Source organism: Paenibacillus sp. Y412MC10 (genome assembly GCF_000024685.1).
Lineage (GTDB): Bacteria > Bacillota > Bacilli > Paenibacillales > Paenibacillaceae > Paenibacillus_AQ > Paenibacillus_AQ lautus_A.
Genome location: NC_013406.1, coordinates 5856843 through 5870503, shown reverse-complemented (window position 1 = coordinate 5870503; position 13661 = coordinate 5856843). Strand labels below are relative to the sequence as shown.

Annotated in this window: 14 protein-coding genes and 1 riboswitch; of the genes, 10 read left to right on the top strand and 4 right to left on the bottom strand. The window is 55.7% G+C overall.

Annotated features, from left to right (window positions below; genetic code table 11):
- Window positions 1-121 precede the first annotated feature (121 nt).
- Window positions 122-859 carry an MBL fold metallo-hydrolase gene (locus GYMC10_RS25670; RefSeq protein ID WP_186326542.1) on the top strand — a complete coding sequence of 246 codons (738 nt, stop codon included), beginning with the start codon at window positions 122-124 and terminating at the stop codon, window positions 857-859.
- 113 nt (window positions 860-972) lie between these two features.
- On the opposite strand, the gene GYMC10_RS25665 is transcribed toward GYMC10_RS25670, so the two are convergent.
- Window positions 973-1383 (bottom strand): GNAT family N-acetyltransferase, encoded by a 411-nt coding sequence (locus GYMC10_RS25665; RefSeq protein WP_015737194.1) that lies wholly within the window; start codon window positions 1381-1383, stop codon window positions 973-975.
- A gap of 220 nt (window positions 1384-1603) precedes the next feature.
- Between GYMC10_RS25665 and GYMC10_RS25660 the strand changes: the two genes are divergently transcribed.
- On the top strand, window positions 1604-2365 hold the full coding sequence (locus GYMC10_RS25660; protein ID WP_015737193.1) for a TioE family transcriptional regulator: 762 nt from the start codon (window positions 1604-1606) through the stop codon (window positions 2363-2365).
- A gap of 130 nt (window positions 2366-2495) precedes the next feature.
- Here the strand turns inward: GYMC10_RS25660 and GYMC10_RS25655 are convergent, their stop codons facing one another.
- Both GYMC10_RS25655 and GYMC10_RS25650 read right to left on the bottom strand, forming a co-directional pair.
- Entirely contained in the window at window positions 2496-3302 is an 807-nt protein-coding gene (locus GYMC10_RS25655) for a Cof-type HAD-IIB family hydrolase (protein WP_015737192.1), read from the bottom strand.
- Window positions 3303-3340: 38 nt separating this feature from the next.
- Window positions 3341-4243 carry a DMT family transporter gene (locus GYMC10_RS25650; RefSeq protein ID WP_015737191.1) on the bottom strand — a complete coding sequence of 301 codons (903 nt, stop codon included), beginning with the start codon at window positions 4241-4243 and terminating at the stop codon, window positions 3341-3343.
- A gap of 287 nt (window positions 4244-4530) precedes the next feature.
- Here GYMC10_RS25650 and GYMC10_RS25645 point away from each other — a divergent pair, with 287 nt between their 5' ends.
- On the top strand, window positions 4531-5241 hold the full coding sequence (locus GYMC10_RS25645; protein ID WP_015737190.1) for a metal-dependent hydrolase: 711 nt from the start codon (window positions 4531-4533) through the stop codon (window positions 5239-5241).
- A gap of 89 nt (window positions 5242-5330) precedes the next feature.
- On the opposite strand, the gene GYMC10_RS25640 is transcribed toward GYMC10_RS25645, so the two are convergent.
- Window positions 5331-6332: a lipoate--protein ligase gene (locus GYMC10_RS25640; protein ID WP_015737189.1), complete on the bottom strand. Its 1002-nt coding sequence runs from the start codon at window positions 6330-6332 to the stop codon at window positions 5331-5333.
- A 175-nt stretch (window positions 6333-6507) separates the two neighbouring features.
- Between GYMC10_RS25640 and cobD the strand changes: the two genes are divergently transcribed.
- From cobD to GYMC10_RS25605, 7 genes are all read left to right on the top strand, one after another.
- On the top strand, window positions 6508-7632 hold the full coding sequence (gene cobD / locus GYMC10_RS25635) for a threonine-phosphate decarboxylase CobD (protein ID WP_015737188.1): 1125 nt from the start codon (window positions 6508-6510) through the stop codon (window positions 7630-7632).
- A gap of 81 nt (window positions 7633-7713) precedes the next feature.
- Entirely contained in the window at window positions 7714-8448 is a 735-nt protein-coding gene (locus tag GYMC10_RS25630; protein WP_015737187.1) for an adenosylcobinamide amidohydrolase, read from the top strand.
- Window positions 8445-9422 carry an adenosylcobinamide-phosphate synthase CbiB gene (gene cbiB / locus GYMC10_RS25625; protein WP_015737186.1) on the top strand — a complete coding sequence of 326 codons (978 nt, stop codon included), beginning with the start codon at window positions 8445-8447 and terminating at the stop codon, window positions 9420-9422. The genes GYMC10_RS25630 and cbiB overlap by 4 nt, the downstream gene beginning before the upstream one ends.
- Window positions 9413-10213 carry a histidine phosphatase family protein gene (locus GYMC10_RS25620; protein WP_015737185.1) on the top strand — a complete coding sequence of 267 codons (801 nt, stop codon included), beginning with the start codon at window positions 9413-9415 and terminating at the stop codon, window positions 10211-10213. Before cbiB ends, GYMC10_RS25620 begins: the two co-directional genes overlap by 10 nt.
- A 152-nt stretch (window positions 10214-10365) precedes the next feature.
- Window positions 10366-10569: riboswitch (cobalamin riboswitch) on the top strand.
- A 255-nt stretch (window positions 10570-10824) separates the two neighbouring features.
- On the top strand, window positions 10825-11829 hold the full coding sequence (locus GYMC10_RS25615; RefSeq protein WP_015737184.1) for an ABC transporter substrate-binding protein: 1005 nt from the start codon (window positions 10825-10827) through the stop codon (window positions 11827-11829).
- A complete protein-coding gene (locus GYMC10_RS25610) occupies window positions 11826-12872 on the top strand; it encodes a FecCD family ABC transporter permease (protein WP_015737183.1) in 1047 nt (348 codons plus the stop codon). The genes GYMC10_RS25615 and GYMC10_RS25610 overlap by 4 nt, the downstream gene beginning before the upstream one ends.
- Window positions 12869-13654, top strand: coding sequence for an ABC transporter ATP-binding protein (locus GYMC10_RS25605; protein WP_015737182.1), 786 nt, complete (start codon window positions 12869-12871; stop codon window positions 13652-13654). Before GYMC10_RS25610 ends, GYMC10_RS25605 begins: the two co-directional genes overlap by 4 nt.
- The last annotated feature ends 7 nt before the right edge of the window (window positions 13655-13661 follow it).

The following is a 13661-nucleotide window of genomic DNA, read 5'->3' as shown; positions in this document are numbered from 1 at the left end:
TCTTCGTGCGCTAATACAATAAAGGAATAAGGTTTGCTTAACCGTGAAGGAATCCAATACATAAAAATGGGGGATACGTGTGAGCGGAGATACATTAACTTTTCTGGGAACCGGGGATGCGATGGGCGTCCCACGGGTATATTGCGATTGCGAGGTATGCACGGAAGCGAGGAGTACGGGCGTGAACCGGCGATTGCGCTCCTCGGTGATGGTGGAGTGCGGCGAAACGTCCTTCATGATCGACTGCGGTCCGGATTGGCGCGGCATGATGGAGGGGCTCGGGATTCGAAAAATGAGCGACATGCTGATTACGCACGCCCACTTTGATCATATCGGAGGCCTTCCGGAATGGAGCGATGCCTGCAGATGGCAGAGGGAAAAAGGCCGGCTATACGCACCAGCCGAGGTGCTGGACCAGATTGTCCGGCAGTATCCGTGGCTTCCGCGGCAGATGGAGATGACGCCAGTCGATGATGGATTTACATTAGCTGGCTGGGAGATTTCGTGCTGGAAAGTAAACCATGGCAAGAACGGGTACTCCTACGCCTACCGGTTCCAGAAGGACGGGTACACATGGGTATACAATTCGGATTCGATTCATCTCAGCCTGGAGGAAAAGAAGCCGCTGAAAGGCGTGGATCTCCTGGTGCTGGGAACCAGCTTTGTTCATGAAACCGCCAAATTCGAGACCCGTTCCGTCTATGATATGAAGGAAGCGGCAGAGCTGCTCGCCGAGGTAAAACCTCGCCAAACGGTGTATACCCATATGTCGCATGACGTCGACGTTCGGAAAGAGCTGCCTCTGCCGGAGGGAGTCCGTGTGGCGGTGGCGGGGATGACGGTGAGATTAAATAAATGAAAATATGGAGTAGTTAGTCCAGCCATGTGTGCGGACCGACGGCCCCCGTGCGGAGACCTATAGCGTGAATATAAGGCAGGATTGCCGCTTGAAGTCGCATGCTGGGATATCTCTCACACAGGTTTGGCCATGCCGTATCGCTCAGGGTACAGCAGCTTGAAGCCGGCATGTTGGTACAGCTTGATTCCGGGAACGTCCGTGATGACGGTGACCTCGGCTCCGCTTGGCGCTGTTTTTTTCAGGCGGGCGATCAGTTCGGACACGATTGCTTCTTCAAGCCCGTAATCCCGAGCGGAGGCCGCGGCCATAACATCTACCAGTTGAAAATACAAAGCGCCGTCGCCAATCACCCTCCCCATACCGATCAGCCGGTTACTGCCGTCCCGGACAAGGAGGGAGAGCAGGCTGCGGTTGAGAGCCGTCTCTGCGATCGATTCCTCGAGTACAGGCAGCCCTGCATCGAATCTGAGATCGATATATTCCTTAAGCTGCGGAACTTCCTCGGTTATGTGCATATTCATCATGATCAGCCTCCCGCTGTTAAGAATAAGTTCAACTTGCCTCTACACCAACCAATATACTACATTGATGCAAGTGAGAAGCTGCCGGTCGCCAAATTCAATCGCATCCAAGTTGTTAGTGCACAAACCTTATCAGAGCACTTTAATGTTTTGATTTAAGGTTTGCCAATGGCCCGCGATTCTGGTAAAGTAGGTTCTCAATCGTGGTCGGGGAGGGGACGGCATGCATTACTACAAGCCGAAAGACATCGCCAAAGAGCTGCATATCAGTACGAGTGCTTTAAGGCATTACGAATCTTGGGGAGTGGTGCCCTCACCTGAACGGAACGAGAAGGGATACCGTCTATACACGAAGATGCATCTCGCCTATTTCCGGTGTCTGCGCGCCATGTTCCCCGGGTTCGGTTATGCCGTAACTTATGAAGTGATTCGCCATATCCAGAAGAGGGAGATGGATGAAGCCCTCTGGCTCGTCAACGGGGAGCAGGTCAAACTGCAGCAGGAAAAGACCATTGCGGACGAAACGCTTGCCCTGCTTGAGAATCCCGAGCTTGACAGCATCAGGGATAAAAAGCTGAAGGCTCATATGACGATCGGCGAAGTGGCTGAATTGACCAACGTGGAGTCGTCCGCCATTCGTCACTGGGAGAAGGAAGGCTTGATCACCCCCGATCGGAACCCGGAGAATGGATATCGGCTGTACAGCCCCTCGCATGTCCGGCAGATTTTGCTGATTCGCTCGCTAAGGCGGACCGTGTATTACCTGGAGAGCATCAAGGAGATTATTCAGGCCGTGGAGCATCAGAGCATTGAGCAGGCCAAAAAATTGGTCCGCGAAGCGTTGTCGGTCATTCATCAACGAAATCTGCAGCAATTCAACGGCATTCATAAACTGATGGAGCTGTGCATGGAGGTAGGCTTGCTGGAGTTCGACGATGCGGCTCTTCTGAAGCCGATTCTTACATTTAACCCGGATCGGGAATGATGGACAGGCCCCGGCGGCCTTGCGCTTCCCAAGGAACCGGTTAGGGCACCGCATTGGCCCGGTTTATGGACAGGAACAAGCCCCCATGGATATCATGGAGGCTTGTTTGCGCGGCTAGTTATATTTCGTATTAACCTTGGTTGAGCACGAATTTATCAATGACATGCTTCACGCCGTCTTCGTTATTCCCCAGCGTAACGTAATCGGCAATCGCCTTAAGCGGTTCAATCGAATTGCCCATAGCGACGCCAAGTCCGGCTGCCTCCAGCATTTCGTGATCGTTCCAGGAGTCGCCGACAGCGATGGTTTCCTTGAGGTCGCAGCCAAAATGATCGGCCAGGAAGGTCAGCGCATGTCCCTTCGTGCCTTCCTTATGCATGAACTCCAGAAAATGCGGCTTGGATTTGGTAATATGCACTTCATCGCCAAGCAGCTCGCGGAATATAGGGATCAATTCGTCGAGATAGTCGGGATCGTCAATAATGAGCATTTTCGGCGTCGGTTTTTGAACCATCGTCATAAAATCAGGCTCGATATAATAAGGCGTCCGGTTCAGGGCGCAGTAATCGATCAGCTTCTGATTCTCTTCGCGGGCATACAGCTTGTCATCGATGTAGGTTTGCAGATGCAGATTGTGCTCCACGCAGTATTCAAACAGCTTTACGGCAGCGTCGGCGGGAACGAAGCGTTCGTAAAGAACCTTTTCGTCGAGCAGATTTTTGATCAAGGCACCTTGGTAGGTGATGATGGGAACGTTGAGTCCGGTTTGACGGGCAATCGCCTGGGCTGACGCATAGGCTCGTCCGGTTGCCAGCGTCACGACAACGCCGTGGGCGACCGCTTGCTCAAGCGCCTGCTGGACGCCTGGGGTTACTTCCTTATCGTCATTGATCAGGGTGTCGTCAATGTCGATGGCCATCAATTTGTAAGTTGTCATGGGTATCTCTCCTTTTTGATTCTGTCTCTGTCTATACTCTATTGTACCTTCTGTGGCGCAGACTTCAATTCCGCAATCACCATTCCCGCCAAAATGCACAGGCAACCGATGCCGCCGAAAAGCGTAAGCCGTTCTCCGGCAAACAGAATTCCCGTCAGTGCCGCGAATACGGGCTCCGTTGCATAGATGATGGCTACCCTGGACGGCGTCGTGTATTTTTGGCAGACGGTTTGGATCCAGAAGGCGAATGCGCTGGTAGGGCCGATGGATACAGCGAGCGCCCACAGCACGTTCGGCTCGGTCAGCTTCTCCATCAGATCCGATGCATTGCCCACATGTTCGGTTAAAGCGGAAGCTATCAGGCTGAATACCCCAACGACGGCCATCTGGAGCGCTGCCAGCAGCAGGGAGGGATATCGGCCGGCATAAACGCCCGTATAACCGATATGGAGCGCAAAACCGATGGCGCAAACGAATACGAGCACATCGCCCTTGTTCAGGCTCATGCCGGATCCGGCGAAGGTGAGCAGGTACAGGCCCGCTGCAGCAAGCAAGGCGCTGATCCAAGTGAATCTGGAGATGGAGTGCTTTAACAGCGCGTACGATATGAAAGGCACCAGCACGACGGACAAGCCGGTAATGAAACCTGCATTGGACGTGGTCGTGTACAGAAGGCCCGCCGTTTGAAAGGCATAGCCGATAAACAAAAAAAGACCGAGCAGGCAAGCATGCAGCAGCATCCTGCCGGATATTAGCTTCCACTGATTCCGGTAAAAGAGGGTGATGATCAATGCGAGGAGCAGGGCCGCTCCCAGAAAGCGGGCCGAATTAAAGGCCATAGGCGGGAGGACGCGCACCGCATACTGAACGATGAGGAACGTGGAGCCCCACATCATGGCCACCAGAAGCAGGCTGATGTCGGCGATACGTGAGCGATTCACTAGGTAGTCATCCTTTCCGATGATGCGAAACTCAAATTGCAGCTTCCCGTACTTTCGTCCCCGGGCGTAAGCCATGGGCAAGTGATCAAATTGTATCCCATATGAGCGGATCGGACAACCATTTTTAAGCCTGCAAAAGTGGAAGGGGTAGACAAAAAGAGGATGATTTTGCTATACTAATGAACCGAACGTATATTCTCATGACCCTGGGCTATCGGACGTGGAGATCGGAAAGCGATCCATCGATTCCATAGTCAGCATTGAGCTTAGAAAGGAAGAATGTCATCATGATGGGCAGAGCTCATTTGATTATCAGCACAGGGGTCACGTTATCCGTCATGGGCATGAGCGGAGTGCCTGTCACGCTGCCTGCCGCGGCAGTGGCTTTGGTCAGCTCGCTGCTTCCCGACATCGACGAGCCCAACTCCCTGCTGGTGCGCAAGGCGATTCCTTCCGGGCTGCTGCGAATTCTTCAGCTGGCGATGATTGGCGCCGCCATATTCGTCGTATTCTACGGCAAGGAGTATGCGCCTTGGAATATCGCCCTGGCCGGGCTGATCGGGGTTGTTTCGTACCTGCCGAGCCGGACGCTGCGCCATGTCGTCATGTTCCTGATCGGCTTGGGACTGATTTCCTTCGGGCAGGGCTTCAGCCCATGGAATACGATCGCAGGCAGCGTGCTGATTGCAGGCTCCTTGGTGACCCATCGGGGGTTAACCCATACCGTCTACGCCGCAGCCGGATGGACGGGCCTGCTGTATTTTGCGTCACAGGGCAAGATCGGCGGGGAAAGCCTATGGTTTGCCGGCGGTTTATCCTACTCGATTCATTTGCTCGCAGATGCGCTGACCAACCGCGGAATCCGTCCGCTTCCTCCGTTCAAATGGAGAATCAAGCTGAAGATCATGAGCACCGGAAGCAAATGGGGACGCACGGTAGAGAATGCCTGCATTGTGCTGACGCTGGCCCTTGTTTGGTACGTGTTTATGGCTTCTTAAATCCGGGATATGCAGTTTTACAATGAAAAAGCCTCCCGCCCTTATGCAATGCATACGGGGCGAGAGGCTTATTTAGATTTCAGCCGGATCTATTCCTCAAGAAAGATGAGGCCGATCAGATCGTCGAGCTCGAGGTTGCCGAAGTAATGCTTGACGTCGATGCCGGATAACGCGGTGCGCACCGCCGTTTCTTCGTACCGTTTGCCGCGAAGCAGATTCTCGATATCCGCGACATCGCCGACGCCGAAGAAATCGCCGTAAATTTTAATCTCTCCGATATGCCCTTCACGGATGTCCATGCGGATATCGATGATGCCCACCGGGAACTTCCTCGCATGCTTCACGTTGCTCTCAGGGGACAGCCCGTAGTTCCAATCCCAATTCTGGTAGCGTTCCTTCGAAATCTGGTTGATGATCTCCCAATCCTTCTCCTGAAGCACGTATTGCGGTACTTGATCCGGTTCCATCCCGAAGATCGAGCGAAGCAGCTCCGCGCGGAACTGTTCAATGGTCATGTCGGTGCCAAGCAGCTCCTTGATGTTCGCTACGCGGCTGCGCACGGACTTGGTGCTCTTGGATTTGAACTTTTCCGGATTGGCATTCAGCGAGGCCTGCACGTCATCCAGATTCAGATCGAACATGAGCGTGCCGTGGCTGAACATGCGTCCCCGCGTCGAGAACTGAGCGTTCCCCGAAATTTTCTTCTCGCCGACCTGCAGGTCATTCCGTCCGCTGAGCTCGGCTGGCACGCCCATCTTTTGCAGGAAGTCGATGACCGGCTGCGTGAACTTCAGGAAGTTGTGGAACGACTGGCCGTCGTCCTTCGTAATGAAGCTGAAATTCAGGTTGCCGAGATCGTGGTACACGGCTCCGCCGCCCGACAGCCGGCGCACAACCTGGATGTTGTTGTCGCGAACGTATTCCTGGTTGATCTCTTCGATCGTATTCTGATGCTTTCCGATGATGATGGAAGGCTTGTTGATATAAAAGAGAAGGTAGCTCTCGTCCATGGACAAGTGCTTAAGCGCATATTCTTCAATCGCTAGGTTGATGGATGGGTCGTGAATCCCCTGATTATCGATAAATAGCATAGCATCCTCCGTCGTCACAATTCAAAATGTGGTGCTTCCAGACTATTGTAAACCAATTTGAAGGCAGAGACAAAGCATTCCATGTTGACGAGTCAGGGACGGTAGCGACATAATGATGGCATTACATAACGGCAGGGCTTGCAAGAGCCATGGGCATGGAACGGGAGGAACCCTTATGAGCGATAATAACCAACCTTTGATCGAGGTGTACGGACACGGCGGGGACGTGGAGACGGCGGCGGCTGCATATGGAAGGGCAGCCTCGGCTTTTCTGGATTACAGCGCGAATATTAACCCGCTAGGACCGCCACAAGGGGTCATGGCAGCGTTAGAAGAAGGGATGAGCGCGGTGATTCGTTATCCGGATCCGGGGCACCGCGAATTCAAGAGGCTGCTCGCAGAGGAATTGGGCACCGATGCCCAGTGCATTCTTGTCGGGAATGGAGCTGCAGAGTGCATGGCATTGCTGCTGCTGGGCCTGCAACCTCGAACGGTCGGCGTGGTCGATCCTTGTTTTTCCGAATACCGGGAGTTGTCCTTGAAATTTGGTTCGGACATCCGCTCCGTGTGCGGTCAGCCGGAGCGGGACTGGCGTGCGGACAAGGCGGATATGATGGAGCTGATCGCCTGCACGGATCTCGTATTTGTGGGACAGCCGAACAATCCGAACGGGGTTCAGTACAGCCTGGAGGAAATTCGCGAGCTGGCGGCATGCGCTGAGCAAGAAGGGACCTGGCTGGTGCTGGATGAGGCCTTCATCGATTTCATTCCGCCGGAGGACAGACAGACGTTGATGCCGGAACTGCTGGACTATCCGCGGACGATCATTGTCCGGTCGATGACCAAGTTTTATGCGATACCGGGCCTGCGGCTCGGGTATACGGTTGCCCACCCCGACGTGATACGCGCCATGGCAGGCAAACAGGTGACGTGGAGCGTCAATGGACTGGCGCTGCTTGCGGGAGAGGCTTGTCTTGGCAGCGGCAGGGAATATGAACTGGATACGCTGCAATTGATTCGCGTGGAACGCGAGAAGCTGATACATGGTTTACGAGCGCTGGGGCTTGACGTTACGCCGGGGGAGGCCAATTTTCTGCTGATGGAGCTTCCACGGCCCTGGAATGCAGGGACGTTCCAGCAGGAAATGGGCAGGCGGGGCGTGCTCGTTCGCAGCTGCGCCATGTACCCGGGCCTTGGTGAGCGCCACATCCGGTTAGCCGTTAAGGACGCCGGATCTAACGACAGACTGCTGGCGATAACCGCGGAGGTCCTTGGAAATCCTTCTGCTGACGCGACTTAGGGATTTCTAGCAGCAGATCCATATGAAGAACGCTACAGGTACAGTTGGTTCAGATATTTAAGGAGCAGGGAGAGAAAAAACATGGCAGTACCTTTTCTGAAAGGCAGCAATCGTCCATATAACTCGGATGCATGGCCAGGAGCCATCGTGTCCTTGGATTCGGAGCAGCAGCATCCGCATATTCGGATCTCGCTTCCGAGTCCGGCTGCGTCCATAAGCAGCGCCGTATACGGCGGCGGTTTTCTGCACTTGGACCATATCGTGAACCGTTATGTCGACAAGCATTACGATTGCAGCGATCCGATAAACGATATGGTTAGCTTTATGGCTGGGCACGGCTATCCGACCGATTCCACGGCAGGATTGATGACGGCGGTAAAACTGAAATATGCCTCCATTCGGGAAGCTCGGGGCGAGCAAGCTTCCGTTCTATGCTGTACTACCGCGGGCGTGGGCAATGCTGCCCGCGCCGGGTCGAGACGCACGACCTTCGCGGCTTACCAGCCGGGCACGATCAATGTCGTGCTGGCGGTGGACGGAAGGCTGACGCCGGCTTGCATGGTGAACGCCATGCTGACGGCAGCGGAAGCGAAAGCCGCGGCGCTGCATGACCTGGGGGTGAAGGATCATGAAACCGGAGCCGCCGCCACGGGAACGACGACGGATGCGATGGTCCTTGCGGTCAGCGGCAATTCAGCCTATGACGTGAATCATCATTATGCCGGAACCGCGACCGATCTGGGCGGCATGATCGGACGTCTTGTCTACGACAGCGTCACGGAGAGCATCGCCGCCGAAAGAGAGGATCGGATATGACCGTCGTATGGGTCATATGGGCGGCGGTCGCGCTGGACTTGCTGATCGGAGATCCGAGATGGCTGCCGCATCCCGTCATCGGCATGGGGAAGGCGATCCGCCGGGTCGAAGGGTGGATACGCCAGCGGACGACTTCCGCCCAGGGACTGAAGCGGGCGGGGATATTGCTGCCGGTGATCGTGGCCGGCGGCTCCTTCGTGCTGGCTTGGCTGCTGCTGGAGCTGTGCGCAGCGATTCATCCTTGGCTTGCCTGGGGTGCGGAGATCGTTCTCATTGCGACTACGATTGCGATCAAGGGGCTGCGCGAGGCCGGATTGGAGGTCTACGGCCATCTTCGTTCCGGGAATATCGCCGAGGCCAGGCAAGCGCTCAGCATGGTGGTCGGGAGGGACACCGCCCATTTGGATGAGCCGGAAATTGTGCGGGGGACGGTGGAGACGGTTGCGGAAAATATCGTGGACGCGGTCATCGCTCCGCTGTTTTTTGCCTTGATCGGAGGGGCGCCGCTTGCGATGGCCTACCGCGCCGTGAATACGCTGGATTCCATGGTCGGTTATAAAAACGAGAAGTACCTGCATTTAGGCTGGGCCTCCGCCCGGCTGGACGATCTCGCCAATTGGATACCGGCACGCCTGACCGCCGGGCTGTTGACCGTTGCGGCGGCGATGTTTTCGCTGCAGTGGAAACAAGCGATCAAGATGGTTAAACGAGATGCGCGTAAGCATCCCAGTCCGAACAGCGGCTTCCCGGAATCGGCCGTTGCCGGTGCCCTGGGGATTCGCCTGGGAGGCGAAAATTCGTACCAAGGCGTAATCTCGTTCCGGGCTTTCATGGGGGACCCCGACCGACCGCTCGAAGCGGAGGATATCCGGGTGACAAACCGTCTGCTTGTGGGCGTATCGGTTTTGTTTACGATGCTGGGTACCGCGGTGCTCGGACTTGCTGCCGCGGCAGGAGGAAGCCTATGGATATGAGGATCATCCTGCATCTGGTCCGCCACGGCCGCACGTTGTGGAACGAGGAGCGCCGTTATCTCGGCCATGAGGACCAGGGAATTCTGGCTGAGGGAAGGGAACAGCTCCTCCCGCTGCGGGAGGAACTTCGCTGCAGGCATTTTGTCCGGATCTATTGCAGCGATCTCCTCCGCTGCCGGCAGACGCTCCATGTGATCTTATCGGATTCAAAAAGGGGTGCTGTTCCTGATGATGACATATTGGGCCAGTTTATACCGGGCGTACGATATGACCCACGGCTGCGCGAACTGGATTTCGGGGATTGGGAAGGAAAGACCTACGAGGATTTGAAGACGGATTCCCTCTACCGGCGCTGGATCGATAACCCCGCGGAAGTTACGCCGCCCAGCGGGGAGAGCTGGGAAGCTTTCGGTTCCCGCGTCCAGGCTTTTTTGTCGGGATTGCATTTGGATGTGAAGGAATTATTGCATATGGAGGAAGCTCCGGATACCCTTGCGCAGGCAGAGGCAGAGGCAGAGGCAGAGGCAGAGGCAGAGGCAGAGGCAGAGGCAGAGGCAGAGGCAGAGGCAGAGGCAGAGGCAGAGGCCAGGCGTGGTGATGATGGCCGTGAAACGCGCGCTGAAGGCGTTGACGTGCTCGTGGTCACCCACGGCGGCGTTATTCGGGAGATGGCAGCGGCTACCGTGCCGGATACGGAATTCTGGGCGACGTCGGTTATGCCGGGCGAGGTGCTCAAGCTGCAGCTGACATGGGACGGAGCACGCTGGCGGGGCGTACGGTTAAGCGAATAAAACGAAAACGTATGATTTCGGTCGGAATAGGCGATAACGGGCTAAATCGGTGTCATGACGCAATCGAAACGCCCGAAACTTTCAGTTGTAAGGGGATGGTTTATCGCCTATAATCTTGTGCAGAGAAACCATGCTTGGCCTATCATCCATAAATTCATATGATTTGCGAGGGTCCCGGACAGAGGGCGTTATTGTTTTCTGCCGGGTTAATAGGGAAGCCGGTGCAAGTCCGGCACGGTCCCGCCACTGTGAAGCAGGGACTTTTCCATATGCCACTGAGCCTTTAGCGCTTGGGAAGGCGGAGAAGTCGTTACAACCTGCAAGTCAGGAGACCTGCCCTCAGCGAATGAAAGACGGTCCTTCGAGGAGAGGATTACGTTTACCGGACGCATGGAGCCATGCGGACGGAAGTTTAAGGCGCCATCGTTGAACGGTTATCCCGGCGTCCTTATGATACAAACGTAATCCCTGAGTCCTTGTCATCGAGGAGTCGGGGATTTTTGCTTCTTAGGGGTATGAAGATTGAACGTTTCTTACCAGTTAAGGATCGGTCGAAGGAATTTAGACACATTGCGCCAGGTTCTCAATTATGTTTAGGGGGATTCCAAGAGATGAAAGCATTAAACAAAACATGGTCCGTACTTCTGGTAGCCATACTGATGGCCCTGGCCTTGATCGGCTGCGGCGGCGAAGAAGCAGCACCGAAGGATGCGACGCCGCCGGCACAGCAGCAAGAGCAGAATAACGAAGCGCCGGCGGATTCGGCGGAAGAGCTTAAGACCACGTATCCGCTGACCGTCAAGGATTCAACGGGCGTGGAAATGACGTTTGAGAAAGCGCCGACCAAGATTGCGTCCCTGACTCCGTCCGAGACGGAAAAACTGTTTGCATTGGGACTGGATGAGGAGATCGTTGGCGTATCCGATAACGACGATTACCCCGAAGCGGCCAAATCCAAGCCTAAACTGGGCGGGTTCCAGGTGAATGAAGAGGCGATCATCGCAGCCGACGCCGATGTGGTATTCGCGGCTTCGATGAATGCCCAGAATGCCGAGAAATTGCGCGAGCTTGGCGTTACCCTGTTCGTCAACGATCCGAAAACCATTGATGCGGTGATGGAGAACATCGAGCTGATCGGTCAAATTACGGACCGTCAAGCCGAGGCGAAAGCGGTCGTCGATCAGATGAAGCAGGAATTGGCTGCCGTTACGGAAGCCGTGAAATCCGTGAAGGATGAAGACAAGAAGAAAGTGTACGTGGAGTTCTCTCCGGGATGGACCGTCGGCAAAGGCGAGTTCATGGATGAGATCATTACCGCAGCTGGCGGCGTCAATGCAGCCGGCGATGCGGAAGGCTGGTTCGAAATCAGCGAGGAGAACATCATCGCCGCGAACCCGGACGTTATTCTGTACACGGACGATGTGGTGGACGAAGCCACCAAGAAAACATTGGATCAGCTGATCAAGGAGCGCGGCGGCTGGGATCAGATCGAAGCCATCAAGAACGATCAGGTTATTTCCGTGGATGCCAATCTGCTCAGCCGTCCGGGCCCGCGCGTGACGCAAGGACTGATAGAAGTGGCGAAGGCCGTTTATCCGGAATTGATGAATCCATGAGTAAAAAACTTGCAGGATTCGGTGCGGCCGGCCTGATCCTTTTACTGCTAACCTTGGTTGTCAGTCTCGGAATCGGCTCCGTTCACCTGCCTGTGAGAGAGATTGGAGCGATGCTGCTGCACCGGCTGCCGGGAATCGGCGATTCCATCGTTCCAGGCTGGGAAGCTTCCTCCGAGCAAATCCTGATGAAGGTGAGATTGCCGCGGATCCTGCTCGGGATGCTTGTTGGAGCCTCCCTGGCGGTGGCCGGAGCCGCCTTTCAAGGCGTGCTTCGCAATCCGCTGGCGGATCCGTTTACGCTCGGTGTGTCCTCGGGTGCTGCGCTTGGCGCGGCATCCCTGATTTTTTTCGGAATGGAATATTCCTTTGCCGGAGGTTACACACTGCCGGTTGTAGCGTTTCTGACCGGAGCAGGCACCCTATGGGCTGTTTTGCTGCTGGCAAGGGATCAAGGAAAACTGCCGATCCATGGGCTCATCCTGTCCGGGGTGGTCATGCAGTCATTTCTGGGCGCCGTCGTTTCGTTTCTGACGGTGATGTCCAAAGATACGGTGAACCAAATCCTGTACTGGACGATGGGAAGCCTGAGCATGCGCGGATGGTCGTATACGGCCATCCTTTTCCCGTATTTTGCAGTGGGTTTCGTATATCTATGGAGCAGGTCGCGGGCGCTTAACATTTTGTCGCTCGGGGAACGGCAGGCCGCTCATATGGGATTGAATGTCGATCGTCTGAAGACCAGCGTGCTGATCGTCGCTACCCTGCTTGCCGCGGCAGCCGTATCGGTTTCCGGCGTGATCGGGTTCGTCGGGCTTGTAGTGCCGCATATGATTCGGCTGATCACCGGCTCCGATTACCGCGTGATTGTTCCCCTGTCGGCGCTGGGCGGCGCGATTTTCATGGTTTGGTGCGATACGGCAGCACGCTCCGTCTTGGCGCCGACGGAAATCCCGCTCGGGGTGGTCACGGCATTCATAGGCGCTCCGTTCTTTGCTTATCTGCTGTACCGGAACAAAAAACGGCGCAGGGAGGGGTTATCATGATTACGGCCCAAGGGCTTGGCAAAGCCTATGGCAAGGCGTCGATTCTATCCGGGGTGGACCTTCACATTGCCGAAGGGGAATGGTGGGGGATCATCGGACCGAACGGCAGCGGCAAGTCCACCCTCATGCAGCTGTTATCCGGCGTGGAGAGTCCTACGGAAGGAAGCGTGACGCTTCTGGGCAAGGAGCTTGGACGCTATAACCGGAAGGCAATGGCCCGAATCGTGGCGGTGCTGCAGCAGGAGGGACTCGACCCTACCGATTTTACCGTCCGGGACGTGCTGGAGATGGGGCGATTCCCGTTCTTGAACTGGCTTGGCCGTGAGGATAAGGATGCGGCCCCGCTTATCGAGGCCGTTATTCGAAAGCTGGATCTGAACGGCCTGGAGGAGCGCCGGCTTACCGAGTTAAGCGGAGGACAGCGCCAGCGTGTCGCTTTGGGCAAGGTGATGGTCCAGGAGCCTTCGCTGCTGATGCTGGACGAACCGACGACCTATCTGGATATCCGCTATCAGCTTCAGTTCATGGATATGGTGGCGGAGTGGCGGAACTCGTCCGGCATAACGGTGATCAGCGTACTGCATGACCTCAATCTGGCTGCTCAATTCTGCGATAAGCTGCTGGTTCTGGATCAGGGACGGATCGCAGGGGTGGGCAAGCCGGAGGACGTGCTGACGGCAGCGTATATCCGACGGATTTTCCGGGTGGAGCCCTCCATCGTGACCCATCCCGAGAATGGGGCTCCGCAGGTGCTGTTAACGGCGAACAGCACCTGGTCCTAAAGCGGTG